Origin of the sequence: Pseudomonas sp. W3I7, from assembly GCF_030816095.1 — a bacterium.
GTDB lineage: Bacteria > Pseudomonadota > Gammaproteobacteria > Pseudomonadales > Pseudomonadaceae > Aquipseudomonas > Aquipseudomonas salomonii.
Genome location: NZ_JAUSXP010000001.1, coordinates 4,563,420 through 4,585,304, shown reverse-complemented (window position 1 = coordinate 4,585,304; position 21,885 = coordinate 4,563,420). Strand labels below are relative to the sequence as shown.

Here is a 21,885-nt window from a genome sequence, read left to right as displayed (position 1 = left end):
CCATTACGGCTCTCTTTTTCCGGCAGGAGCGGTTGCATGATTGCGGGCAGTATGGTGGCACTGGTCACACCCATGGATGCACAAGGTCATCTCGACTGGGACAGCCTTGGCAAACTGGTGGACTTCCACCTGCAAGAAGGCACCAACGCCATCGTGGCGGTCGGCACCACAGGTGAATCGGCCACCCTTGATGTGGAAGAACACATCCAAGTCATCGAATTCGTGGTCAAGCGCGTGGCGGGCCGCATTGCCGTAATCGCCGGCACGGGTGCCAACTCGACGCGTGAAGCGATCGAGCTGACCAAGAACGCCAAAAAAGCCGGCGCCGATGCCTGCCTGCTGGTAACCCCGTACTACAACAAGCCGACCCAGGAAGGCTTGTACCAGCATTTCAAGGCTATTGCCGAAGCCGTCGACATCCCGCAGATCCTCTACAACGTTCCTGGCCGCACGGCCTGCGACATGAAGGCCGAGACCGTGATCCGCCTGTCCACCGTGCCGAACATCATCGGCATCAAGGAAGCCACCGGCGACCTGCAGCGCGCCAAGGACATCCTGGCCGGCGTGAGCAGCGACTTCCTGGTGTATTCCGGTGACGACGCAACGGCGGTGGAACTGATCCTGCTGGGCGGCAAAGGCAACATCTCGGTGACCGCCAACGTCGCGCCGCGCGCCATGAGCGACATGTGCGCCGCCGCTATCGCCGGTGACGCCGTAAAAGCCCGTGCGATCCACGAGCAACTGATGCCGCTCAACAAAACGTTGTTTATCGAATCCAACCCTATTCCCGTGAAATGGGCGCTGTTTGAGATGGGCTTGATGCCGGACGGTATCCGTCTGCCGCTCACCCGGCTCAGCGAAGCCTGTCACGAACCGCTGCGACAGGCCCTGCGCCAGTCCGGCGTCCTGGTTTAATTGAGGAAGCACTACGCATGAAGCGATTGGCCGGACTTTCCGCACTTGCCTTGATTATCTCCAGCACCAGTGGCTGCGGTTGGGTATGGGGCCCGGAAGGCTACTTCCGTGACCGCGGCAGCGATTACCTGGAAGCACAAGCAACCAAACCGATGCAACTGCCGCCGGACGTCAACGTCGCCAAGCGCCTTGACCCGTTGCTGCCGATTCCGCGCAACGTCGCCGACGACACCACCAAGGGTGAGTACGTGGTGCCACGGCCGCAGCCGATCTCGGCCGTGGCGGACACCAGCGACTACAGCCTGCAAAAGAGCGGCGACAACCGCTGGATCATGGCTCAGCGCCCTCCGGCTGAAGTCTGGCCAGTGGCGGTGCAGTTCTTCCAGGACAACGGTTTCAGCATTGACCAACAGCGCCCGCAGACCGGTGAGTTCACCACTGCCTGGCAACACGGCAGCGAACTGTCCGCCAGCATGGCCAAGCGCCTGCAGGCGAGCGGTGTAGCACCCGACAGCGAAGCCCGTGTGCGTGTGCGCATCGAGCCAGGCGTGCAACGTAATACCAGTGAAGTCTACGTGGTCAGCGCCGAGCGTCCTGCCGGCAGTACTGCCAACGTCGATTTCACCCCGCGCTCGGTCAACATGGGCGTTGACGCCGCGTTGGTCGACGAGATGCTGGCCAGCATGAGCCGTATCTCCGAGAAGGGCGGTTCGGTTTCCCTGCTCGCCGCCGGCAACTTCGACACGCCTAACCGCGTCAGCCTCACCGAAGACGGCAGCGGCAACGTGGTACTCACCCTGGGTGAAGACCTCGACCGTGCCTGGGCCAGTGTTGGCCGCGCGTTGGAACAGGGCCCTTGGCGCGTTGAAGACATCAACCGCAGCCTGGGCCTGTACTACATCAACGTAGCGGAAAAAGCCGAGAAGAAAGATGACGAGCCAGGGTTCTTCGGCAAATTGTTCGGCAGCAAGCCGACCAAGGAAGAGGTTGAAACCCGTGCCGAGCGCTACCAGGTTCGCCTGAGCAAAGTGGGCGAGAGCGTGCAAGTGACCGTCGAGAAGAACATCAACACCGTTGCGCCGGCTGAAACAGCCCGCAAAGTGTTGGGCGTGATTCAGGACAACCTGGGCTGATCCGATGCGTTTTGCCGTTCTCGGCAGCGGTAGCCAAGGGAACGGCACGCTGGTCGCACATGACGACACGTATGTGCTGGTCGATTGTGGTTTCTCGTTAAAAGAAACCGAGCGGCGCCTGCTGCGCCTGGGGGTTCACCCCGCGCAGCTGAGCGCAATTGTGGTGACCCACGAACATGCCGACCACGTGCATGGCGTGGGTTTGCTGTCTCGGCGCTACAATCTTCCGGTGTACCTGAGTCGCGGCACCTTGCGCGGGATGCGCAAACCCATAGAACCCGCAGGTTTCCTGGCCGGTGGCGAGACGCTGCAGGTCGGTGCGTTGAGCATCGACGTGATTGCCGTAGCGCACGACGCCCAGGAACCGACGCAGTACGTATTCAGTGGCGGTCAGCGGCGTTTCGGCGTGCTCACTGACCTGGGCTCCTACTGCTCCAAGGTACTGGACGGTTACCGCGACCTCGATGCCTTGATGATCGAGTCCAACCACTGCCGCGACCTGCTGGCTCGTGGTCATTACCCCTACTTTCTCAAGCAGCGGGTAGGCGGCGAACTGGGGCATTTGAACAACCACCAGGCGGCGTACCTGGTGTATGAGTTGGGCTGGCAAGACTTGCAACACCTGGTCCTGGCCCACCTGAGCAGCAAGAACAACCTGCCTGCGCTTGCGCGGCAATGTTTTGTCGACACCCTCGGGTGCGACCCGGACTGGCTGCAACTGGCCGATCAAGATTCAGGGCTCGATTGGCGACACATCGCCTAGCCCACCATTTAGCAAGCGGAGCCCATCATGGAAAAACGTGAAGAACTCTACCGCGGCAAAGCCAAGTCGGTATACAAGACCGACGACGCCAACCGCCTGATCCTGCTGTTTCGCAACGACACCTCGGCGTTCGACGGCAAGCGCATCGAACAGCTTGATCGCAAAGGCATGGTGAACAACAAGTTCAACGCCTTCATCATGCAAAAGCTCGAAGCGGCCGGCATTCCGACCCAATTCGACAAACTGCTGGGCGATAACGAGTGCCTGGTCAAGAAGCTCGACATGATCCCGGTCGAATGCGTCGTGCGTAACTACGCCGCCGGCAGCCTGGTCAAGCGCCTGGGCGTGGAAGAGGGCCTCAAGCTCAACCCTTACACGTTCGAGCTGTTCCTGAAGGACGACGCCAAGGGCGACCCGTTCATCAACGAATCCCACGTCGTGGCATTCGGCTGGGGCACCGCTGAGCAGCTGGTACGCATGAAAGAGTTGTCCCTCAAGGTCAACGACGTGCTGAGCAAGCTGTTCGACGACGCAGGCCTGCTGCTGGTCGACTTCAAACTCGAATTCGGCGTGTTCCACGACGGCACCATCGTCCTGGGCGACGAATTCAGCCCCGACGGCTGCCGCCTGTGGGACAAAGCCACCAAGAAGAAGATGGACAAAGACCGCTTCCGTCAGGGCCTTGGTGACGTCATCGAAGCCTACGAAGAAGTCGCCAACCGTCTCGGCGTACCGCTGTAATCGACGCAAGCATCTGATAGCACGGAAAAAAATCGATTTTTTGGTTTGCTTTCGCGAAACACACTGTTATGATGCGCGCCGTTGGAGAGATGCCAGAGTGGCCGAATGGGACGGATTCGAAATCCGTTGTACCTTCACCGGTACCTAGGGTTCGAATCCCTATCTCTCCGCCATTATTGAATAACGAAAAACCCCCGATAACTTAATTGTTGTTGGGGGTTTTTTGTTTGGGGCAGAAATGTCGAGGCGATTTCTGCTACGGTCATTCATCAGATGACACGTGGGGCGCAACATGAATGTTGAGCAAGTGTTGGCTCGCTTAATGGTCGGTATTCCTGATCTGATGGCGGTTTATGTCTTTGGCAGTCAGGCGACAGGCGAGGCACATGCTGACAGCGATCTGGACTTGGCAGTGCTTGCTGCGGGCTCTGTGGACCCGCTGCTGTTGTGGAGATTAGCTGGAGAGCTTGCTGACATCGTGGCGGTGCCCGTTGATTTACTCGACCTGCGGGCGGCGTCCACCGTTATGCAATATCAAGTCATAACAACAGGGCGCAGGCTCTGGAACAAGGACAGCCAGGCAGGTATTTTCGAGAGTTACATCCTCAGCGAAAAAACCGAGCTGGACACTGCAAGGGCAGGGTTGCTGGCCGATATCCAGAAGGAAGGAAAAGTGCATGGTCGATGATGTGCTCATCAACAAAGCGTCGAGCATTGAGCGTTGTGTCGCTCGCGCTCGCGAGGAATACGACAAGGACCCCGCCAGTTTCGCTACTGACTTCACCCGTCAGGATGCGGCGATTCTTAATATTCAGCGTGCGTGTGAGGCCGCTCTGGATATGGGGCAGCATCTAATTCGACGTGAACGACTGGGTGTTCCTCAGGGCGCTCGAGACGTGTTTGAGTTGCTGTCACGAGGCGGTTGGGTCCAATCGTCTCTGCTGACCAACCTGAAAAACATGGTCGGTTTCCGCAATATCGCAGTGCATGAGTATCAAACGCTTCAGTTGCCGATCACAGTTGCAATCATCACTCAGCATTTAGGTGATTTTCTGGCGTTTAGCGCCTTTATCCTGACTAAGGATGCAGGGCAGTCAGCGGTTGTCACAGATACTGGGCTCATTTGAGCGAGCTTGACTTGGCCCCCCGTGGTTTTTTTGTCCGAGCGCAATATTGCGAAGGATGTCAGATCTACTGCTAGCTCAAACGCTCGCCCGCTTTACGATAAGCCTGCTCACGCTCCCGCTTATCAATGGCCACCACTACCACGGTGATTTCCAGATCGATCACCTGATAAACCAGCCTGTAACCGCTGCTGCGTAGCTTGATTTTGTAGCAGTCGGGCAGGTCATGCAGGCGATTGGCTTCAATTCGTGGGTTGTTCAGGATGCCCACCAGCTTCTTCTTGAGCTGCTGACGAATGGTGTCGCCGAGCTTTTGCCACTCCTTCAATGCACGCGCATCGAAATCAAGGCTATAGGTCATCTATAGAAACCTTTACCCGTTGAGGCGACGCCAATCGTTCGCGGACGGTGGCCATCAACGCTTCATCTTCCTCAGTCATCAGAACGGGCTTGAAAGGTAGCTGGCCGCGATCCGCCACGTATTGCAGGGCCTGGCGCATCAGTTCGGAAGGCGTAACGCCGAGCTTTTCCAGTTCGAGATAGGCGCGCGCTTTCAGGTCGTCATCGATACGGATGCTTATAGTCGCCATGGGAAAGATCCTCGTGTAATGACATTGGTCATTACAGTGGATCAAGAGGGGCTTGTTGGCAAGCCTGTCGGGACGTATGGCGTTCGCATACTCCCCTGTTAGCGCATCACAATGTCCATGTGTCATAGAAGCTCCTCAGCACACCAGCGATCTTTTTTAGGCTAGCCCAGAGGCTCGGGTACACAAGCTTCATTGTGGGAACACTCATTACTGGGCATTTCCATAAGCGTGATTACCGGTGGCGTTGGCTCTGCTGCTTCCGCACGGGCTTGCACTGGTTGAGGCAGGACGCTAACCTTCCGCCGTCGCCCTCATGGCGACCGGTTTTGACAGACCGAATAACGTGCGATCTCTGTGCATCCCCAAACTGGTTCCAGATTCTTGTCTGTGCCCATCTGTTATGGCGGCTGTGCGTGGGGCACCTTCGGGTGCGCCGGGTTTCCACGTTTCCGGTCTGTCAACCCGCGTACAGCTGCCACCCAATCCTGTTTGACAGCAGGGAGTGGTAGCTCCTTTTCATAACGTGGAGTTACATCATGAAAAAGATCACCCCCAACCCGACCGATGTTTTCAATGCCGAATCCGACGGTGAGCCTCGCAAAATCTTCCACGTAGGCGCCGACGTCGGCACCGAAGAAGTCCTGGCCAACGCCTCCGAAATCCTCGCATCCGCCCTTCAAACCGCCTACCAATGCGCCGAAGACCCGGACAGCACGCAGTCACCCGTGATCATGGGCCTGGCGCAATTGATCGAGAACGCTCAGGCACTGGTGGACGCTGCACTTGAGCGTCATTTCCCAACGGATAAACCAGGCAAATAACGCTCTACCCCTGAAACAAAAAAAAGCCTGCCGAGCTCAATGCTCAGCAGGCTTTTTAGTAGTTACCGAGTCGTATCAGCCAGGCTGCGCCGCCAAGCTATTACTCACATTACGCCCCAACACCAGTACGGTCACAAACCCAAGCCCCACCAGCGCCGTGGCCAGGCTCAACAGCATTGCGCTGCCCATTTGGTCCACGATCCGGCCGCCAAAGAACGAACCCAAGGCGATGATCACCTGAAACAGGGCGACGAACAGCGGCATGCCGCGTTCGACGTCTTTGGGTGCGACTACAAACATCCAGATACTCGCGCAGGCCGGGAAGGCGCCGAAGGCGAAGCCCCAGAGTGCGATAAGCATCGCGGCGCCGGTCATGCCGGTGGCGAAGTGTGGGAACAGCGCGGTACTGGTGCCGATCATCAACGCGACCAGCAGCAGGGTGTGACGCACGCTGCGGTTGGCGGCGAAACCGGCAAAGACGTTGCCCATCACGCCGGCCACGCCATACAGCAGCAACAGTGAGCCGATGGTCGGGCCGTCGAAGCCGGAACTGTTTTTAAAGAACGGCGCGACATAGGTGTAGGCAGCAAAGTGCGCCAGGCCGATCAGCAGTACGGCGATCAAGCCGACCCGCGCTTGTGGGTTGATAAACAAGGCTGGCAGGTCGCGGATCTGGATGGCTTTTTCCGGAGTGAGTCGCGGCAGCAGGAACACCTGCGCCAGCAACACCGGCACGCCCACAATCGCGGTCACCAGGAAGGTCATGCGCCAGCCCATCAGGCCGCTGAGCCAGGTGCCGACGGGCACGCCCAGCACGGTGGCCAGGGTTACGCCCATCATGATGATCGAGGTGGCCTTCGCTACGCCCACGCCCTTGGGCGCCAAGCGGCCGCTGAGGGCGATGGCCGTGGCCCAGAAGCCGCCGATGCTGATACCCAGCAGTACACGGCCGAACAATAGCAGGCTGAAGTCGCTGGCGTAGGCCACCACCGAGTTGGCGATGATCATGATCAGCGTCAGGCCGATCAGCAGGTAGCGACGGTCCATGCCACCAATGATGACTGACAGCAACGGCGCGGCGAGGGCGGCCATGATGCCGGGCAGCGTGACCATCAGGCCGGCGTGACCGGCACTGATGCCCAGGTCGCTGGCGACGTCATTGAGCACGCCCACCGGCAGAAACTCACTGGTTACCAGGGCGAAAGCGCCTACGGCGACCGAGAGAATCGCCAGCCACTGCTGTTTGACACTTTGTTGATTATGTTCAGGACGGCCGCTGTGGGCCTGGCTGGGGCTTGGCATGGTGTCGGTTCCAGAAGGAATGTCGCCTGAAGCCAGGCGAAGGGGAGGGAAAGTGGAGGCGATTATAGGAACCGGTGCTGGCAATCACACAGGCGCTCGTTTCGATAATAACCATCAGTGCAATCGATTCGACGCTCTGGGGCGGCCTTTATGGCCTGTGAGCCAGCTTGCTGTGGCGAATAGTCTTGTGGTGAGCAGGCCAGTTCGCCACAACAGGCCTGCTTGCTACAGTGACAGTGTTTAGGGTTGAGCGGCGGTCTCTGCGGGCGTATGGGTGCTCTGCGCGGTCATCTGGTCATGGAGTTTCCTGGCTACGCCCAAACGCGAGAGCTTGGTCAAGATACAAAAGACCGCAAATATCGACAGGCAGGCGATGAACAGCAAAAAGCCTTTTTGCTCTTTCAATCCGGTTTTTACGTTTTCAGCGTAGGTGGGCGAAAGAAACAGCGTGCAAATGGTATTGATGGTGCTTTCGGAGAAGTCCTCGTTATAGAACTTTTCCAGTGCCGTCGGTGATTTGCACTCGTCCACAGACAGCGTTTCACTGGGCCAGAAATGGAATTTGGCGTTGTTTTCCGACAGATAGAAAGACGGCACATCCGCGGCTTTTTTCAACGACACCATCAGGTAGCTGGAGTCAGCCAATGGTGGCGTGATGCTGATAATCGCCAGGAAGAAGGCACCCCACCCCAAAAACCAATTACGTTTGAAGGGTGTGATCATTGCCTCTTTAAGCGACAACTGAGTGAAGTCTTTCCAGTCAATGTACTTTCTGACCCTGGCCACATCGTTGTAACTGAAGTGGTTATCAGTGATCCACTTATCCGCCTGCCGCGCGTGTTCCAGGTTTTGCGCTGGGATATTGAATTCGAACCGATAATATTCAACTTCGCGCAGGTCCTTGCGGGTGGCTTCATATTTTGGGTTTTCAAATGTGGTCGAGCCACCGAAGAACCGCCACATCAAATCACGCAGAAAAATCAGCGAGCCTGAGCGCGAGTAGATATATAAAACCAGCGCACATATTGCCAGGCCACTGAGCAGCCCGACGATGGCGGCATAGTTTTGGAATGTCCATGTGACGATATTGTCGTTGAGTACAGGTTGGGACATACAGGTCATCCTTGAAGGTTATTAGAGAGCCGCGCGTCAGCGAAGTCGCTGTCACTGGCCGGGCGAAAATCTAATGAAAAGAAGGCGACTTTTCAAACATTATCATTGCGTCAAACATCGAACCGGGTGGGTACTACATAACTCTGGAATCTTTCTTACATCTTTTAAAAATACAGGCTACAGCCAGTTCGTTGCGAACGGATATTTAACTCACTATCTTCTGACTACGAGTCGTTCACTCGTAGGTTTTCCCTCAAACGCAAAGGAAATGCACCATGAGCAAAAACACAAAAAAGACCTCCAGCACCCTGGCGACGTTGGCCGCCGAAACCTTGAATAATCCAAACGCCTCGGCCATCGCCAAAAGCCTGGCCGCGTCGGCGCTGTCCCAGACCGGTACGGATAAGCAGACGAGCGCGCAGATGGAGGAGAAGGCTGGCAAAGCCCTTCAAAGCGATAAATACAGTGAGGAGACCAAGTCCCTGGCGGCATCGGTCCTCTCTCAAGCCAACAAAGAGCGTGGCAGCTGAGTCATAAACACCGCATAAAAACGCCCCGTCGCTGAATCAGCGGCGGGGCCTCTTCGTTTCCCGATCAGCAAAAATTATTCATCCCTCACCGAATAACTTTCGCCACTGCGGTGTTCACTCCACAGACCACCCAGGAAACGTCCATGAACACAGCATCCGATCGCTATGACCGCCTTACCCGCAGCTTCCACTGGCTGACCGCCGCCGTGGTGATTTTCATGTTTGCCAGTGCGCATATCTGGGAAAACCTGGAGAAGGGCACGCCGCTGCGCAAGGGCCTGCAATCGGTGCATATCTCGTTAGGTATCGCCATGGCGCTGCTGGTTACCGCGCGGATTGTGTGGCGTGTGTTCGGTGGTAATCGGCCGAAGGCCGACAGTCACCCGGCGCTTAACCTGCTGACGAAATTGGCGCATGGTTGCCTGTACCTGTTGCTGGTGTCGCAGATGGTGTTGGGCTTTTTGTTTCGCTGGGCTCAAGGCGAGCCCTTCAATTTTTTCGGACTGTTTGCCGTGCCCGCGCCTTTTGTGATCGATCATGCCTGGCGGGGCACCTTGGGCGGCCTGCATAACAATGTGGCCTGGGCGATCATCCTGCTGGCGGGCGTGCATGCCCTTGCTGCGCTCTGGCATCACTACGTACTGGGTGACAGCACCTTGCGCCGCATGTTGCCGGGCGCACGCAATGCGCTTTAACAGTGATGTTTCCTCCCTATTGTTACGGAGTAAGACAACCATGAAAGCTCGCCACCAACACCCCGTTACCTATCGCACCGCGCTGTTCTTCGGTGCTTGCCTGGCCGCCGCTTTGCTCGCAGGCCAGGCCCACGCCTCCGGCGATGAGTCAGCCCCGCCCAAACCCAACTGCCCCAAAGGCCAGGTCTGGGACACCAAGACCGGTAAGTGTGTGCTGCAAACCAGCAAGGCCACCTCCGATGCAGACCGCACCGATTACGCCTATCGTTTGGCCAAGGACGGGCGCTTCGATGAGGCGCTGACCTTGCTCGACACCCTGCAAAATCCCAACACCGCCAAGGCCCTCAACTATCGCGGCTACGCCACGCGCAAGCTGGGGCGCACCGATGAAGGCATCGGTTATTACCTCAAGTCGGTCGAACTTGACCCTAACTACGCACAGGTTCGCGAGTACCTGGGCGAGGCCTATGTGATCAAGGGCCGGGTCGACCTGGCGCAAGAGCAATTGGTGAAAATCAAAGCCTTGTGCAGTACCACCTGCGAAGAATACGAAGACCTGGCCGCAGCCATCGCCGCAGCGCCACAGGCTTGAACGCCGTTAACCGGTCCGCAGGAGGCAGCCATCGTTCGGGATGCTGAGTTTCGCCGCGAGTTGGGCCAGTTGTTGCCACGGTTGTGGCGATACGGGTGGGTGTTGTCGCGACAAAAGCACTTAGCCGAAGACCTGGTGCAAGCCACCTGCGTCAGGGCCTTGGAGCGTGCCGGGCAATTTGTGGCCGGCACGCGCCTGGATCGCTGGTTGCTGGCGATCATGCATTCGATCTGGCTCAACGAACTGCGCTCGCAACGGGTGCGTCAAGGGCAGGGGTTTGTCGATGCCGAACAGGCATTGTCGTTTGATGGTGAAAGCCAGGCACAGGAGCAAATCCTCGCTGCGCAGGTGATCAAGCGCGTTAACGGCTTGCCCGAAGCTCAGCGTGAAACGGTGTTTCTGGCGTATGTCGAAGGGCTTTCATACAAGGAAATTGCCGAAATCCTGCAGATACCTATCGGCACGGTGATGAGCCGGCTGGCCGCTGCTCGCATTAAGCTTGCCGAAGCCGCCTCCCCGACAGCCCAGCAGGATAAAGCCAACGGAGAACGGCGATGAGCCACACCGACACACCGTCCGATGAGCAGCTAGTGGCCTATCTGGACGGCGAACTGAGTACCGACCAACATCAACGGATCGCCGACCAGGCCAGCGCTGACCCGGCGCTGGCCGCACGCCTGGACACATTGCGCTGCGCCGACTTGCCGTTCAAGGCTGCCTTCGACGCGGTGCTGGAGCACGCCCCGACTGAACGCCTGCACGCAATGCTCAACGCCTTGCCACCGGCACCGCCCCAAGCCTGGAGCCGTCGGCGTTTTCTTGCCGTGGCCGCGAGCTTCGCGGTGGCCGGCGTGGCGGCCGATCGCCTGTTCATGGGTTGGCAGCGTGCTGAACCCGGCCAAGGCTGGCGAGCCTCAGTCGCCGAATACATGGCCTTGTACACGCCACAGACTTTGGAAAACCTCAGCTTGGATCCGGCGTCTCACACGGCCCAGTTGACTTCTGTGGGCATACAGCTGGGTGTGTCGTTATCGCCTGAGTCCGTGAGCCTGCCCGGCGCCGAATTCCGACGGGCGCAGATCCTCGACTATGACGGCGTGTTGATTGGCCAACTCACCTACCTCGACCCACGCCACGGCCCTTTGGCACTGTGCATCACCGCCAGTAAAAAGGGCGTGCAGCCGTTGGCCAGCGAGCAGCGCCGAGGCCTGAACGTGGTGTTTTGGGCCAATCCTGCCCACGCTTTCATGCTGATTGGGAGAAACCCGGTTGAGGATTTGCAGCACATGGCCAGTGGCGTCGAGCGGCGCTTGCCGGCGTGACCTCAGTGAGTCGTCTGCAGCGCGTCGCCGTGCTCGACACCGACATGCCCCTCTCGCAACACCAACCCACTCTGGCGAGAGGTGGTGTTGCGAAAGAAGATGTCCTGTCCATCGTAGGCAACTGCTGGGTTAAGGATTGCACTGCGAGTGAAATGTGCAGTCTGTGAAGTTTTTTTGGGCATGGCCGCTCTCCTTTTCAGCGCAGTGCGTCGCCCGTTTTGGGCTGGGTGCCGTGGTGATAAAACTAAGGCTTACTCCGGAACAACCTCGGCTGCCTCCATGCCTTTCTGCCCCTTTTTGACGACGAAAGAAACTGTCTGACCCTCTGTCAGATTTTTGAACCCATCCGATTCAATTGATTTGAAATGAACGAGAAGGTCGTCTCCGCCACCCTGCGGCGTGATGAAACCGAAGCCTTTTTCGTCGTCGTACCACTTCACAGTGCCGGTTTGTCTGTTGCTCATCGTGTTCATCCTCGAAACCGAAATTATCCGCAGAAAGCCGGTGGTGTGCTGGCGGCGGTATCTATAAGCAAAGGTCCGAAACGACACTGGGTCAATGCTCGGCAGGACAAACGGTACTGTGAGTTATGACAGGTTCCAAGGCTCCGGAATAGGCACATAATGCTAAATTTTATGGCTAAGGTGTACGATCGGGCATAGGCAGCAACGAAGCGGCTTTGGGCACGTCACTGTGCACGGTTTGCACGTCCCAGCCAGTGGTAGCGCTGCCGGTGAAGAATTCAACCTCAACCTGCCAATGGCCCACGGTTCCAGTGAAGCGGTTTTTTTTTTGAGAAGCTCGAACTGGCCCTGGCGGCGGTGAAGGACTTTTCGGCGGACGTGCTGGTGTTGTCCCTGGGCTTTGATATTTACGAGCTGGACCCGCAAAGCAAAGTCGCGGTGACGCGCGAAGGTTTTGCACGGCTGGGCGAGTGCATTCGCGCATTGGAGCTGCCGTGTGTGATCGTGCAGGAAGGTGGGTATCACCTGAAGACGCTGGACAGTAATGCGCAGGCGTTTTTTGGCAGCCCGCAGGTGTGGGAGCGCTAATTCAGCGGGCGCTCCTCCACAATCTCGATATTGGCTACCATCCACTCTCCGCCAGGCGCTCTTACCAGGTCGTAGATGAAACTTTGCCCCTCTCGCAACACCAGCCCACTCTGGCGAGAGGGGGTGTTGCGAAAGAAGATGTCCTGTGCATCGTGCGCAACTGCGCGGTGATGGGGGCACTGCGGGGGACGTTGGCAGTCTGTGGAGTCTTTTTGAGCATGACCGTTCTCCTTTTCAGTGCAGCGCGGTATCTGTTTTGGGCTGGTTATGGCTGTATGCAAATTGCCATTCAAATCTCTTGAACGTCTTCGGCTTGCATGCCTTTTTGTCCTCTGGCGGCAACAAAAGAGACTTGTTGTCCTTCTTTTAATGTCTTGATACCGCCCGATTGAGTTTTTCTGAGATCAACGAAAAGGTCGTCTCCACTCTGCGGTGTGATAAATCCAAAGTGCTCTTCGTCGTTAAACCACTTCACCGTTCCGTGTTCTCTGTTGTTCATTGTATCTATCCTCGAAATCCAAAGTTGCCCGCTTAAAGCCACCGACTTACCGGTAGCGGTATCAATAATAGAAGGCTCAAATCGACATCGAGTCAACGCTCTACGGGACCAGCGGTACTGTCATTCTTGACAGGTTTACGGACTTCAAAATGGGCACATACTGCGAAGTTTTATGGCGACACTGTGCGTATCGCCGGCGTCAGTTCCAGCACCCGATTGCGCCCACCTTCGGCCAGCAAGTAAGTGCCTCGATCCGTCGGCACAATCGACTGCGGCGCCTTGAGAAACGACAAAATCGTCTGTTGCTGCCCCTGCTTATCAATCAGCAACAACCTCGCACGGTGCGTCGAATCCTCATTCACCCACAGCCCTCGCTCATCGCACATCAAGAACGTCGGTTTGTTCAAACCTGCCAGCACCACCGGATCGCTGCCGTCATCGGTCAGCTCGCGCACTACGCCTTTCTTCTTTTCGGTGTAGAGCATTCGGCCATCGGTGCAACGGGTGATGGATTCGCCTTCGTGCAGCTTGTCGCGTATGACCGTCAGCGACTGGTCACCCCAGCGATAACGCAATAGCCGCCCGTTGTCCTTGCGGTCTTCGATGGCGTAGAGGTCATCGCCCTCAACCCAAAGGCCTTGCACGTTTTCGCCGCGAAACAGTTCGCTAACCACGCCGTCCTTGAGAAAGCTGACCGGGGCGTTGCCGGTTTCCTGGCTGAAGACCCAGCCGCCGTGGGTGGCGAACATGCCGTCGGGTTTGGACAGGTTGCTCACTACCACATCGCGTCGCCCATCGGGATGGATACGCACGATGCTGCCTTTGGCATCATTGAGTTCCTGGCTGATCATCAGCGAGCCATCCGGCATGGGCATCAATGAAGCGGCTTTGGGCACGTCACGGTGCACGGTTTGCACGCTCCAGCCGGTCGCGGCGCTGACGGGGTAAAAGCTTTGCCAGGCGAAGAACCCCAGGGTGGCAACGACCAGCAAGCCGGCCAGGCTTAACCCCCATCGCAGAAGCCGATGCAGGGATCCGGTATGAGTCATTTTTATCGTCCCTATTGATTAGTCGTGTTGCCGGTCGTCATTCTGGAATCGCACGGCATAATCCTGGCCGCCGTAAAACACGCCCAGGATCGACACGGTTTGTGTCTCGGCGGCCACGCTGAATGCGATGGCGGTGGTGTGCCGGTAATGGGTGATGCGCAAGGCGGGCAGCAGGTCGTTACGGCATTTACCGCGCAACGGAAACACGCTAAGGCTGTCGCAGTAGTTGATGATGTTGTCGACAAAACGTGCTGCAACAACGGGGGATTCGGTTTTGCTGATGTAGTCTTCGAGGGCGTCCAGTTGGGCTAACGCCTCAGGCGCAAAGGCTACCGTATAGCTCACGGTTTTTCTGTACCGGTTCGTTGGCGTTTGGCTGCCATGTGTTCGCGAACCTGCTCGGTGGAGAGCGCTCGGCCAGGGTCTGCCTCGAGAGCGGCGGCGGCGGGGATTACCTGGTCGCGCAACCAGTCTTCCATGGCGCGGTCACGGGCCATCAGCGCCCTGAGGCCGTCGCGTATCACTTCACTTTCACTCGCGTATTCACCGCAAGTGACCTTGGCTTTGACCAGGGCGGCCATCTCAAGTGGCAAGGTAATGCTCATTTGCTGGGTTGAGCGCATGTCGAAGCCTGCGGACAGTGGGTAGGATTCAATCCTACTCGACCATTGGCGTGTTGCAAGGAGCAACTGACCGATGTCGGTGTCCGGCGTCTCATCATCGATCCAAAATAGGTAGGGGTTCTGGCAGGTTTCCATGAGCGTTTCTCTCTCCTGTTGAGTAACTCAGGCTGCAAGTATTGACGCTTTTTCGCGACTGCGTGACGCCACTCGGCCAATAACGCACTGATATGTATGACTTCATATTTGTAGCAGGGTTATTAACGCAACCCGCCCCCGGCACGCATGGCGCCTTACCACCGGCCATACGATAATGCCCCCCAAATCGACCACACTGGCCCATTCCCCGTGATCATCAACTTCGACCTCAACGACCTCCAAGCCTTCCGCGCCGTGGTAGACAAGGGCAGTTTTCGCGGTGCCGCCGAGGCCATCCGCATCTCGCAGCCGGCCCTCAGCCGACGTATCGAAAAGCTCGAATCCGCCCTCGACGTCAAGCTGTTCGAACGCACCACGCGGCGGGTCAGCCTGACCATGGTCGGGCGCGCGTTCCTGCCTCAGGTGGAGCGCATTCTCGACGACCTCGACATCGCCTTGATGGGGATCAGCAACGTCGCCTCCACGCGCATGGGCAACGTGACTATTGCCTGTGTGCCGTCCACCGCGTACTACTTCATGCCCCACGTGATCTCCGAATTCCACAAGCTGTACCCGAAGATTCGCCTGCGCGTGCTGGATGCCAGCGCCGGTGAGGTGTGCAATGCGGTGGAAAGCGGCGAGGCGGATTTCGGCGTGAGTTTCAGCGGCAGCCTGGCCGATGAGGTGGAGTTCGAGTTGCTGTTCCAGGAGCGCTATGTGCTGGCTTGCCGTCGTGACCATTCATTGGCCGAACGCGACAGCGTGACCTGGGCCGAGGCCTACGAGCACGACTACATCACCGTGGACAAAACCTCGGGCAACCGTTTCCTGCTGGACCAGGCGTTGCGCGGCGTGCGGGTGAAAAAACCGAGTATCTGCGAGACCCATCACGTGACCACCATGATCGGGCTGGTGGAGGCGGGGCTGGGCGTGGCGATGGTGCCGTCGATTGCGATGCCAGCGTGCGAACACCCGATTCTGGTGAGTGTGCCGCTGATCGAGCCGCAGGTGATGCGCCATGTGGGCTTGATAAAACGCCGCGGGCGGACATTGCCGCCAGCGGCGCTGGAGTTGGAGCGGTTGGTGCGCGAGATGCCGTTTCGGTCAGTGTGACACCGAGTCCAGGCCGGTGGATTGCACCACCGGTTGCGCTTCGGGCGAGGCGAGGAATTGCAACAATGCCTTGGCCTGCGCCGGGTGTTCGGCGTTGACCGGAATGCCCGCCGCAAAACGCGTCACCGATTGCACGTCTTCCGGGATCTTGCCCACGTACGTCACGCCCGGCACCGGCAACAATTCGGCCACCTGTTGCAGGCCCACCTCGTAATCACCCTTGGCGACCTTTTCGGCCACCGGGGTGCGCTCGACCATCGTGCCCTTGGCGGGCATGCCGAGCTTCTTGAACAGCTCCTTCTCGACATACACACCGCTGGCGCTGTCCGAATACGCCACGGACTTGGCCTTGCTCAGCACGGCCTTCAGCTCGGCATCGGTGCCGATCGCAGGCTTGGCCGCACCTTCTTTGACGACCAGGCCGATGCGCGAATCCGCCAGTTCCACGCGGGACGCAGGGTCGACCTTGCCTTGTTTGATCAAGTCATCCAGGGCATAGCCGACCATGATCACCACGTCGGCGTGTTCGCCACGGGCCAGGCGGTTAGGGATCGCTTCCGGCGCCTTGCCCATCGACGGGCCGAGGATGGTGTCCAGGGTGTCGCCGCTGTGCTGGGCATATTGCGGGCCGAGCAGTTTATAGGCAGCGGTGAAACCGCCGGAGGTCATCACCTTGAGCTGTTCGGCCTGGGCCGTCAGCGCCAGGGCACCGAGGGTCAGGGCCGTCAGGGTTTTCAATAGCGTCTTCATGACACCGCCCCCTGCATGACCTGGCCGCGCGTGTTGGCACGACGGTACAGCGCCAGGGTCGAGCACAGCGCGCACGCCGCGGCAAACATCATCCAATAGGCCGGCGAGGCTTTGTCTTCGGTGATGTGAATGAACCACGTGGAGATCGCCGGTGTGAAGCCACCGAAGATCGCCGTTGCCAGGCTATAGGCCAGGGAGAAGCCCGCCACGCGCACTTCCACCGGCATGATTTCGGTCAGCGCCGGGATCATCGCGCCGTTGTACATGCCGTACAGGAACGAGAACCACAGCAGGGTTTCGAGCATATGCGCAAAGCTGGGTGCGTTGACCACGAACGACAGCGCCGGGTAGGCGGTGATCACGGTCAGGGCGGTCATTGCGACCAGCACCGGCTTGCGGCCAAAGCGGTCACTCAGTGTGCCGCCGATCGGCAGCCAGACAAAGTTCGACACGGCCACCAGCAAGGTCACCAGCAGGGCGTCGGAGGTGCTCAGGTGCAGCACGGTCTTGCCGAAGGTCGGCGCGTACACCGTGATCAGGTAGAACGCGGTGGTGGTCATGGCCACCATCAGCATGCCGCCGATCACCACGCTCCAGTTTTTCACCAGGGTCGCCAGCACTTCGCGCATGGTCGGGCGATGCTTGCGGTTGGCGAACTCTTCGGTTTCCTGCAAGTTGCGACGCAGCACGAAGATGAACGGGATGATCACGCAGCCGAGGGCGAACGGAATGCGCCAGCCCCAATCGGCCACGACCGACGGTTCCATCCACACATTCAGGCCGTAGCCCAGTGCGGCGGCCACCACGATGGAGATCTGTTGGCTGCCCGACTGCCAGCTGGTGTAGAAGCCTTTGCGGCCTGGCGTAGCCATTTCAGACAGGTACACCGACACGCCGCCCAGTTCTGCGCCAGCCGAGAAGCCTTGCAACAGGCGGCCTAGCAGCACCAGCAACGGTGCCCACAGGCCAATGGTCTGATAGCCCGGTACGAGCACGATCAGCAGCGTACCGCTGGCCATGATCGACAGGGTCACGATCAAGCCTTTGCGACGACCGACGTCATCGATATAGGCACCCAGAATAATTGCGCCCAGAGGCCGCATCAGGAAGCCTGCACCGAACACGGCGAAGGTCATCATTAATGACGCAAACTCATTAGCGGCGGGGAAGAACGCGGCAGCGATGTAGGTGGCGTAGAAGCCGAACAGAAAGAAGTCGAACTGTTCGAGGAAGTTGCCCGAAGTTACGCGGAATACCGCACCAACTTTCGAGCGGGCAGAGTCGGGCCGGGAAGGGCTAGTCATGGTTTTGTGTCTCCAGCGTTCTTTTTAAAGTGCTTGTTTCGCTTAAGACCGCGGATAGTGGCTGACACATTTAGAAATGATAAGTGAGTAATTTGGATGGATTGATGCGTATTGGCTATCAATCAGTGCGCCCGTCAAAATCTCGCTGCTGTTCTATGCTTCAGAAGTGACCAATTTCTTATGGAAGGGAGGTGCATATGGGTGACGAGCACAAACGTCAGGACGAGCCGGAGCACGAGCAGGCCCGGCGGCAACGCGAAGAAGAGAAGCCACAGACCTGGAAACATCCGGACGACGGCACCGAGCTGTCCGAGCGCGATCAGGAGCGCCCGCTCAAGCCCTGAATCTGCGGGCAATGAGGATCAAACGGTGGGAGCTGGCTTGCCTGCGATGGCGGCGGGTCAGTCTCTACATCTGTGCCTGACACACCGCCATCGCAGGCAAGCCAGCTCCCACAATGTTTCTGTGTTCAGCCCACGATCGGCGTACACAACTCCACCAGCGTGCCATCGGGGCAGCGCACATACGACACCACTTGCCCCCACGCCTTGGTGCTCGGTGGCGACAGTTCTTTTGCGCCGTGCAGCAGCGCCTTGGCATGGGCGACGAATACATCCTCGGTGACAAATCCCACCTCCATCCCCAGCGGCTGTCTAGAGGTGTGCGCCTCGACGTGCCCGCCGTCGAAGTTCATTTCGCCCAGTTCATGTGCAGCGAACGACAGCGTGGTGTCACCGGTTTCCAACTCGCCATAAGTGCCGGATTCATGCAAAAAACGGCGACGCAAGCCGAAGGCTGTTTCAAAGAATGCCAATGACGCAGCAACGTCGGGCACATAGATAATGGTGTAGGCGAATTTCAAGATAGGCAGTCCTTGCAGAAAAAGTTACGGGTCGTCAAGCCAGCACTGAGATAGGCAAACCCCACGCCAGCACCAGATAAGCCACTGCCGCCGCCAGGCACAAGCCAATAAACACTCGCGTCAGGGTCCTGACGGTAGGGTTGGCAATGAACCGGACGACCCAGAGGCAGAGCCCGGCCACGACCATGGCCAAGGCAATAATGACCAGCACGATGGCGATCCTTTGACCTTCAAGCGCTGATTTATAGTCCCAAAGGCGCCGGATGAACAGTGTTCACATAGACGCAGCCCCCCGGGCTTTCTAAACTGCGGCTTGTCTTGGGGAAAGGGGCAGGCGCCGATGAATCGCAACGAATTACGCAAGGCCGACATCAACCTGATGGTGGTCTTCGAAGCACTGATGCTCGAGCGCAATGTGACGCGGGTGGCAGAGAAACTGTTTCTCGGCCAGCCAACCATCAGTTCGGCCCTCAACCGCCTGCGCACCTTGTTCAACGACCCGCTGTTTATTCGCGTCGGTCACCGCATGGAGCCCACCGCACGGGCCGAAGAGATCATCCAGCACCTGTCGCCGGCCCTGGACTCATTGTCGTCGGCCTTGAGCCTGACCCACGATTTCGACCCGACCCAAAGCACCATGACCTTCCGCATCGGCCTGTCCGATGACGTCGAATTCGGCCTGCTGCCGCCGCTGTTGCGGGCCTTGCGCCAGGAAGCGCCGTTGGTGGTGTTCGTGGTGCAGCACGTCGATTACTGGCGCATCCCCGATCTGCTGGCTTCCGGCGATATCACCGTGGGCATCACCCAGACCCGCGGCCTGCCGGCCAATGCCAAGCGCAAGTTGTTGCGGCATATCCGCCCCTGCCTGTTGCGTGCCGATGCCTCGGACACACCGCTGACCCTCGACGAATATTGCGCGCGCCCTCATGTGCTGGTGTCTCACACCGCCAACGTGTCCGGGTTTGCCGATGAGTGGCTGGCCGAGATTGGTCGCAAGCGCCACGTGGTGCTGTCGGTGCCGCAATACAGCGCATTGCCGGCATTGCTCGCCGGCACCGATATGATCGCCAGCCTGCCGGATTACACCGCCCATGCCATGGCCGCCGGTGGCAACCTGTTCTGTGAGCCGTTCCCGTTTGAAACCCCGACTTTGGACCTGTCCATGGTCTGGCTCAGCCACGTCGACACCGACCCTGCCGAACGCTGGATGCGTTCACGGCTGGAGGCGTTCATGAGTGAGCGCGACAGGTTGCCGGTACTCGCGGAAAAGTCTTGAGATAAGCCTTCAAGGCGCTGTGTTCCGGGGTGTTGGTGATCGTGGCGTTCTGGGAAAATCCGTTGCTGCGGGGGCTGATCGAAATTTCACATTGAAATCGGTCTGACTTCGTTCAACTGCATGCTATATGTAGGTTTCTTTTCAAGCCCACTCGGAGCTTTTCATGCCGCACCTGCACCTGGAATACACCGCCAACCTGACCGGCCTTGCCGTCGAGAAAACCCTGCTGCGCCTGAACAACGTGCTGATGGCGTCCGGGCAGTTCGGTTCCGAGTTCGATATCAAGAGCCGTGCAATCAAGGTCGAGAGTTTCCAGGTGGGCACCTCCCTCAGCCCGCGCGGTTTTATTGCGGTAAAGCTCTCGCTGCTCAGCGGGCGCTCACCCCAGGTCAAGCAGCAGTTGTCGGAAAGCTTGTTGGCGGCCCTGCAGGACGCCGCTGAGTGGCCGGCCGATTTGCAGGTTCAACTCAGTGTCCAGTTGCTGGACATGGATCGTGATTCCTACAGCAAAGTCGCAATCGGCTAAGGGTTACAACAAGCCCTGATCGGCGCACACCTTGACGATCTGCTCACGAAACCAGGTATTGGCGCTGTCCTGGCCACTGGTTTCATTCCACTGCATGTCCAGGGTAAACCCCGGCAACCCGTTCGGCGCTTCGCAATGGCCGAACACAGTGGCCGGGGCCAGCAGCTTTTGCACGCGACGGGGCAGGGTGACGATAAAGTCGGTGCCGCTGATCATCTTCAAGGCGGCGCTGTAGCTGTTGGCACGCGCAATCACCTGGCGCTTGTGAGCCTGGCGTGCCAGCCAGCCATCAATCATGTTGGTGTCGCAGGGCCAGGGCGTGGGGAACACGTGGCGTCGTTCGACAAACGATTGCAAGCTAAAAGCCGGCTCGCGCGGGCTCGAACGTTTATCGAACACGCACACCAAATCGTCTTCCAACAGCATCTGGGTCTTGAAGTCTTTGTGGGCGCGGTGAAGGTGCGGGCCGAAACAGATCACCAGGTCGAGGCGGCCTTCACGCAGGTCATTGGCGGGCATCTCGGTTTCAAGCTTTTGCACATTGACGCTCACCGGCAAGTCGGCGCGGTCGAAGTGCTTCAACAGACGCGGCAAAATCAACTGTTCGAAATATTCCGGAGCACAGACATTGAAGGTCACCGCCTGCTGCGTCGGGTCGAAGGCCTGGCTGCCGGCATGGCACAGGTTGATGCTTTCCAGGATCTTCTGCACGTGCCCGTACATGGTGGTGGCCTTGTACGTCGGGCGCATGCCGGCCCGCGTGTTGATAAACAGCTCATCCTCAAAACTGGTGCGCAGCTTCTTCAGGCTGTAGCTCACGGTTGACTGGCTGACGAACAGCGTCTCGGATACCTCGGTAACGCTGCTCTGGTCATAGACGGCAATAAACACCATCAAGTCCTGCATATCGAGCTTTCTGAGCAAGTTACTGTTTAGCATCGGTTTCGTCCGTAAACCCTTTGTACCGAACTCAGTACAAGACTGGCAAAAGCTTAACGGAACGGTCGTACCAATAGAAAGCGCTGTAGGGCGTTTCTATGTTTGGTGTGGGACAT

General features: G+C 58.3%; 31 protein-coding genes, 1 tRNA gene and 1 pseudogene. 18 read left to right on the top strand and 15 right to left on the bottom strand.

What is annotated here, in order from left to right:
- Window positions 1-36 precede the first annotated feature (36 nt).
- From dapA to QF043_RS21170, 7 genes are all read left to right on the top strand, one after another.
- Window positions 37-915: a 4-hydroxy-tetrahydrodipicolinate synthase gene (gene dapA, locus QF043_RS21200; RefSeq protein WP_017137337.1), complete on the top strand. Its 879-nt coding sequence runs from the start codon at window positions 37-39 to the stop codon at window positions 913-915.
- A gap of 17 nt (window positions 916-932) precedes the next feature.
- Window positions 933-2,048 (top strand): outer membrane protein assembly factor BamC, encoded by a 1,116-nt coding sequence (gene bamC, locus QF043_RS21195; RefSeq protein ID WP_305458568.1) that lies wholly within the window; start codon window positions 933-935, stop codon window positions 2,046-2,048.
- Window positions 2,049-2,052: 4 nt separating this feature from the next.
- Window positions 2,053-2,811: an MBL fold metallo-hydrolase gene (locus tag QF043_RS21190; RefSeq protein WP_219266250.1), complete on the top strand. Its 759-nt coding sequence runs from the start codon at window positions 2,053-2,055 to the stop codon at window positions 2,809-2,811.
- Between the two features lie 27 nt (window positions 2,812-2,838).
- Window positions 2,839-3,552, top strand: coding sequence for a phosphoribosylaminoimidazolesuccinocarboxamide synthase (purC, locus tag QF043_RS21185; RefSeq protein ID WP_017137340.1), 714 nt, complete (start codon window positions 2,839-2,841; stop codon window positions 3,550-3,552).
- Between the two features lie 83 nt (window positions 3,553-3,635).
- Window positions 3,636-3,725, top strand: a tRNA-Ser gene (locus QF043_RS21180).
- Between the two features lie 119 nt (window positions 3,726-3,844).
- Window positions 3,845-4,240 (top strand): nucleotidyltransferase domain-containing protein, encoded by a 396-nt coding sequence (locus QF043_RS21175; RefSeq protein WP_307420065.1) that lies wholly within the window; start codon window positions 3,845-3,847, stop codon window positions 4,238-4,240.
- The gene (locus tag QF043_RS21170) at window positions 4,230-4,679 is read left to right on the top strand and encodes a DUF86 domain-containing protein (RefSeq protein WP_307420064.1); all 450 of its coding nucleotides are present in this window, start codon (window positions 4,230-4,232) and stop codon (window positions 4,677-4,679) included. The genes QF043_RS21175 and QF043_RS21170 overlap by 11 nt, the downstream gene beginning before the upstream one ends.
- A 70-nt stretch (window positions 4,680-4,749) precedes the next feature.
- Here QF043_RS21170 and QF043_RS21165 read toward each other — a convergent pair whose 3' ends face one another.
- Window positions 4,750-5,037 carry a type II toxin-antitoxin system RelE/ParE family toxin gene (locus QF043_RS21165; protein ID WP_307420063.1) on the bottom strand — a complete coding sequence of 96 codons (288 nt, stop codon included), beginning with the start codon at window positions 5,035-5,037 and terminating at the stop codon, window positions 4,750-4,752.
- On the bottom strand, window positions 5,027-5,266 hold the full coding sequence (locus QF043_RS21160; protein WP_026013721.1) for a type II toxin-antitoxin system RelB/DinJ family antitoxin: 240 nt from the start codon (window positions 5,264-5,266) through the stop codon (window positions 5,027-5,029). Before QF043_RS21160 ends, QF043_RS21165 begins: the two co-directional genes overlap by 11 nt.
- 536 nt (window positions 5,267-5,802) lie before the next feature.
- On the opposite strand from QF043_RS21160, the gene QF043_RS21155 reads away from it, so the two are divergent.
- Window positions 5,803-6,087: a DUF6124 family protein gene (locus tag QF043_RS21155; protein WP_307420062.1), complete on the top strand. Its 285-nt coding sequence runs from the start codon at window positions 5,803-5,805 to the stop codon at window positions 6,085-6,087.
- A gap of 75 nt (window positions 6,088-6,162) precedes the next feature.
- On the opposite strand, the gene QF043_RS21150 is transcribed toward QF043_RS21155, so the two are convergent.
- Complete coding sequence (locus tag QF043_RS21150; RefSeq protein ID WP_069788564.1) at window positions 6,163-7,389, bottom strand: MFS transporter; 1,227 nt, start codon at window positions 7,387-7,389, stop codon at window positions 6,163-6,165.
- 240 nt (window positions 7,390-7,629) lie between these two features.
- Window positions 7,630-8,502 carry a DUF6216 family protein gene (locus tag QF043_RS21145; RefSeq protein WP_307420061.1) on the bottom strand — a complete coding sequence of 291 codons (873 nt, stop codon included), beginning with the start codon at window positions 8,500-8,502 and terminating at the stop codon, window positions 7,630-7,632.
- 275 nt (window positions 8,503-8,777) lie between these two features.
- On the opposite strand from QF043_RS21145, the gene QF043_RS21140 reads away from it, so the two are divergent.
- The 5 genes from QF043_RS21140 to QF043_RS21120 all read left to right on the top strand — a co-directional run bounded on the left by QF043_RS21140 (window position 8,778) and on the right by QF043_RS21120 (window position 11,641).
- On the top strand, window positions 8,778-9,032 hold the full coding sequence (locus tag QF043_RS21140) for a hypothetical protein (RefSeq protein WP_307420060.1): 255 nt from the start codon (window positions 8,778-8,780) through the stop codon (window positions 9,030-9,032).
- A 143-nt stretch (window positions 9,033-9,175) separates the two neighbouring features.
- Window positions 9,176-9,727 carry a cytochrome b gene (locus tag QF043_RS21135; RefSeq protein WP_307420059.1) on the top strand — a complete coding sequence of 184 codons (552 nt, stop codon included), beginning with the start codon at window positions 9,176-9,178 and terminating at the stop codon, window positions 9,725-9,727.
- 40 nt (window positions 9,728-9,767) lie between these two features.
- Window positions 9,768-10,319: a tetratricopeptide repeat protein gene (locus tag QF043_RS21130; protein WP_307420058.1), complete on the top strand. Its 552-nt coding sequence runs from the start codon at window positions 9,768-9,770 to the stop codon at window positions 10,317-10,319.
- Between the two features lie 60 nt (window positions 10,320-10,379).
- Window positions 10,380-10,877: an RNA polymerase sigma factor gene (locus tag QF043_RS21125; protein ID WP_065929130.1), complete on the top strand. Its 498-nt coding sequence runs from the start codon at window positions 10,380-10,382 to the stop codon at window positions 10,875-10,877.
- Entirely contained in the window at window positions 10,874-11,641 is a 768-nt protein-coding gene (locus QF043_RS21120) for an anti-sigma factor (protein ID WP_307420056.1), read from the top strand. Before QF043_RS21125 ends, QF043_RS21120 begins: the two co-directional genes overlap by 4 nt.
- 2 nt (window positions 11,642-11,643) lie before the next feature.
- On the opposite strand, the gene QF043_RS21115 is transcribed toward QF043_RS21120, so the two are convergent.
- Both QF043_RS21115 and QF043_RS21110 read right to left on the bottom strand, forming a co-directional pair.
- Window positions 11,644-11,823: a hypothetical protein gene (locus QF043_RS21115; protein ID WP_307420055.1), complete on the bottom strand. Its 180-nt coding sequence runs from the start codon at window positions 11,821-11,823 to the stop codon at window positions 11,644-11,646.
- Window positions 11,824-11,892: 69 nt separating this feature from the next.
- Complete coding sequence (locus tag QF043_RS21110) at window positions 11,893-12,105, bottom strand: cold-shock protein (RefSeq protein ID WP_307420054.1); 213 nt, start codon at window positions 12,103-12,105, stop codon at window positions 11,893-11,895.
- Between the two features lie 256 nt (window positions 12,106-12,361).
- On the opposite strand from QF043_RS21110, the pseudogene QF043_RS21105 reads away from it, so the two are divergent.
- Window positions 12,362-12,693: pseudogene (locus QF043_RS21105) on the top strand (histone deacetylase family protein); the annotation flags it as partial.
- 289 nt (window positions 12,694-12,982) lie between these two features.
- On the opposite strand, the gene QF043_RS21100 reads toward QF043_RS21105, so the two are convergent.
- The 4 genes from QF043_RS21100 to QF043_RS21085 form a co-directional block, all read right to left on the bottom strand.
- On the bottom strand, window positions 12,983-13,192 hold the full coding sequence (locus QF043_RS21100) for a cold-shock protein (RefSeq protein WP_307420053.1): 210 nt from the start codon (window positions 13,190-13,192) through the stop codon (window positions 12,983-12,985).
- 170 nt (window positions 13,193-13,362) lie between these two features.
- A complete protein-coding gene (locus tag QF043_RS21095; RefSeq protein WP_307420052.1) occupies window positions 13,363-14,241 on the bottom strand; it encodes a hypothetical protein in 879 nt (292 codons plus the stop codon).
- 18 nt (window positions 14,242-14,259) lie between these two features.
- Window positions 14,260-14,586, bottom strand: coding sequence for a type II toxin-antitoxin system RelE/ParE family toxin (locus tag QF043_RS21090; protein WP_307420051.1), 327 nt, complete (start codon window positions 14,584-14,586; stop codon window positions 14,260-14,262).
- Complete coding sequence (locus QF043_RS21085; RefSeq protein ID WP_307421459.1) at window positions 14,583-14,864, bottom strand: type II toxin-antitoxin system ParD family antitoxin; 282 nt, start codon at window positions 14,862-14,864, stop codon at window positions 14,583-14,585. Before QF043_RS21085 ends, QF043_RS21090 begins: the two co-directional genes overlap by 4 nt.
- 345 nt (window positions 14,865-15,209) lie before the next feature.
- On the opposite strand from QF043_RS21085, the gene QF043_RS21080 reads away from it, so the two are divergent.
- On the top strand, window positions 15,210-16,112 hold the full coding sequence (locus QF043_RS21080) for a LysR family transcriptional regulator (protein WP_058419635.1): 903 nt from the start codon (window positions 15,210-15,212) through the stop codon (window positions 16,110-16,112).
- Here the strand turns inward: QF043_RS21080 and QF043_RS21075 are convergent.
- Both QF043_RS21075 and QF043_RS21070 read right to left on the bottom strand, forming a co-directional pair.
- On the bottom strand, window positions 16,104-16,862 hold the full coding sequence (locus tag QF043_RS21075) for a substrate-binding domain-containing protein (protein ID WP_307420050.1): 759 nt from the start codon (window positions 16,860-16,862) through the stop codon (window positions 16,104-16,106). The two genes, QF043_RS21080 and QF043_RS21075, sit on opposite strands and share 9 nt — an antisense overlap.
- Window positions 16,859-18,166: an MFS transporter gene (locus QF043_RS21070; protein ID WP_307420049.1), complete on the bottom strand. Its 1,308-nt coding sequence runs from the start codon at window positions 18,164-18,166 to the stop codon at window positions 16,859-16,861. The genes QF043_RS21075 and QF043_RS21070 overlap by 4 nt, the downstream gene beginning before the upstream one ends.
- Before the next feature lie 197 nt (window positions 18,167-18,363).
- Between QF043_RS21070 and QF043_RS21065 the strand changes: the two genes are divergently transcribed.
- Window positions 18,364-18,510 (top strand): hypothetical protein, encoded by a 147-nt coding sequence (locus tag QF043_RS21065; protein WP_307420048.1) that lies wholly within the window; start codon window positions 18,364-18,366, stop codon window positions 18,508-18,510.
- A gap of 125 nt (window positions 18,511-18,635) precedes the next feature.
- On the opposite strand, the gene QF043_RS21060 is transcribed toward QF043_RS21065, so the two are convergent.
- Window positions 18,636-19,028 (bottom strand): VOC family protein, encoded by a 393-nt coding sequence (locus QF043_RS21060; protein ID WP_307420047.1) that lies wholly within the window; start codon window positions 19,026-19,028, stop codon window positions 18,636-18,638.
- A 34-nt stretch (window positions 19,029-19,062) separates the two neighbouring features.
- Window positions 19,063-19,239 (bottom strand): hypothetical protein, encoded by a 177-nt coding sequence (locus QF043_RS21055; protein ID WP_307420046.1) that lies wholly within the window; start codon window positions 19,237-19,239, stop codon window positions 19,063-19,065.
- 129 nt (window positions 19,240-19,368) lie between these two features.
- On the opposite strand from QF043_RS21055, the gene QF043_RS21050 reads away from it, so the two are divergent.
- Together QF043_RS21050 and QF043_RS21045 are read left to right on the top strand one after the other, a co-directional pair.
- The gene (locus QF043_RS21050) at window positions 19,369-20,304 is read left to right on the top strand and encodes a LysR substrate-binding domain-containing protein (protein ID WP_058419579.1); all 936 of its coding nucleotides are present in this window, start codon (window positions 19,369-19,371) and stop codon (window positions 20,302-20,304) included.
- Window positions 20,305-20,467: 163 nt separating this feature from the next.
- Window positions 20,468-20,830 (top strand): 5-carboxymethyl-2-hydroxymuconate Delta-isomerase, encoded by a 363-nt coding sequence (locus QF043_RS21045; RefSeq protein WP_056857332.1) that lies wholly within the window; start codon window positions 20,468-20,470, stop codon window positions 20,828-20,830.
- Between the two features lie 3 nt (window positions 20,831-20,833).
- Here the strand turns inward: QF043_RS21045 and QF043_RS21040 are convergent, their stop codons facing one another.
- Entirely contained in the window at window positions 20,834-21,769 is a 936-nt protein-coding gene (locus QF043_RS21040; RefSeq protein ID WP_307420044.1) for a LysR family transcriptional regulator, read from the bottom strand.
- Between the last annotated feature and the right edge of the window lie 116 nt (window positions 21,770-21,885).

Excerpts from the sequence above, each read along its gene's own strand:
- dapA (WP_017137337.1), top strand. The coding sequence starts at position 37 with ATGATTGCGGGCAGTATGGTGGCACTGGTCACACCCATGGATGCACAA.
- bamC (WP_305458568.1), top strand. The coding sequence starts at position 933 with ATGAAGCGATTGGCCGGACTTTCCGCACTTGCCTTGATTATCTCCAGC.
- QF043_RS21190 (WP_219266250.1), top strand. The coding sequence starts at position 2,053 with ATGCGTTTTGCCGTTCTCGGCAGCGGTAGCCAAGGGAACGGCACGCTG.
- purC (WP_017137340.1), top strand. The coding sequence starts at position 2,839 with ATGGAAAAACGTGAAGAACTCTACCGCGGCAAAGCCAAGTCGGTATAC.
- QF043_RS21175 (WP_307420065.1), top strand. The coding sequence starts at position 3,845 with ATGAATGTTGAGCAAGTGTTGGCTCGCTTAATGGTCGGTATTCCTGAT.
- QF043_RS21170 (WP_307420064.1), top strand. The coding sequence starts at position 4,230 with ATGGTCGATGATGTGCTCATCAACAAAGCGTCGAGCATTGAGCGTTGT.
- QF043_RS21165 (WP_307420063.1), bottom strand. The coding sequence starts at position 5,037 with ATGACCTATAGCCTTGATTTCGATGCGCGTGCATTGAAGGAGTGGCAA.
- QF043_RS21160 (WP_026013721.1), bottom strand. The coding sequence starts at position 5,266 with ATGGCGACTATAAGCATCCGTATCGATGACGACCTGAAAGCGCGCGCC.
- QF043_RS21155 (WP_307420062.1), top strand. The coding sequence starts at position 5,803 with ATGAAAAAGATCACCCCCAACCCGACCGATGTTTTCAATGCCGAATCC.
- QF043_RS21150 (WP_069788564.1), bottom strand. The coding sequence starts at position 7,389 with ATGCCAAGCCCCAGCCAGGCCCACAGCGGCCGTCCTGAACATAATCAA.
- QF043_RS21145 (WP_307420061.1), bottom strand. The coding sequence starts at position 8,502 with ATGTCCCAACCTGTACTCAACGACAATATCGTCACATGGACATTCCAA.
- QF043_RS21140 (WP_307420060.1), top strand. The coding sequence starts at position 8,778 with ATGAGCAAAAACACAAAAAAGACCTCCAGCACCCTGGCGACGTTGGCC.
- QF043_RS21135 (WP_307420059.1), top strand. The coding sequence starts at position 9,176 with ATGAACACAGCATCCGATCGCTATGACCGCCTTACCCGCAGCTTCCAC.
- QF043_RS21130 (WP_307420058.1), top strand. The coding sequence starts at position 9,768 with ATGAAAGCTCGCCACCAACACCCCGTTACCTATCGCACCGCGCTGTTC.
- QF043_RS21120 (WP_307420056.1), top strand. The coding sequence starts at position 10,874 with ATGAGCCACACCGACACACCGTCCGATGAGCAGCTAGTGGCCTATCTG.
- QF043_RS21115 (WP_307420055.1), bottom strand. The coding sequence starts at position 11,823 with ATGCCCAAAAAAACTTCACAGACTGCACATTTCACTCGCAGTGCAATC.
- QF043_RS21110 (WP_307420054.1), bottom strand. The coding sequence starts at position 12,105 with ATGAGCAACAGACAAACCGGCACTGTGAAGTGGTACGACGACGAAAAA.
- QF043_RS21100 (WP_307420053.1), bottom strand. The coding sequence starts at position 13,192 with ATGAACAACAGAGAACACGGAACGGTGAAGTGGTTTAACGACGAAGAG.
- QF043_RS21095 (WP_307420052.1), bottom strand. The coding sequence starts at position 14,241 with ATGACTCATACCGGATCCCTGCATCGGCTTCTGCGATGGGGGTTAAGC.
- QF043_RS21085 (WP_307421459.1), bottom strand. The coding sequence starts at position 14,864 with ATGCGCTCAACCCAGCAAATGAGCATTACCTTGCCACTTGAGATGGCC.
- QF043_RS21075 (WP_307420050.1), bottom strand. The coding sequence starts at position 16,862 with ATGAAGACGCTATTGAAAACCCTGACGGCCCTGACCCTCGGTGCCCTG.
- QF043_RS21070 (WP_307420049.1), bottom strand. The coding sequence starts at position 18,166 with ATGACTAGCCCTTCCCGGCCCGACTCTGCCCGCTCGAAAGTTGGTGCG.
- QF043_RS21065 (WP_307420048.1), top strand. The coding sequence starts at position 18,364 with ATGGGTGACGAGCACAAACGTCAGGACGAGCCGGAGCACGAGCAGGCC.
- QF043_RS21050 (WP_058419579.1), top strand. The coding sequence starts at position 19,369 with ATGAATCGCAACGAATTACGCAAGGCCGACATCAACCTGATGGTGGTC.
- QF043_RS21045 (WP_056857332.1), top strand. The coding sequence starts at position 20,468 with ATGCCGCACCTGCACCTGGAATACACCGCCAACCTGACCGGCCTTGCC.
- QF043_RS21040 (WP_307420044.1), bottom strand. The coding sequence starts at position 21,769 with ATGCTAAACAGTAACTTGCTCAGAAAGCTCGATATGCAGGACTTGATG.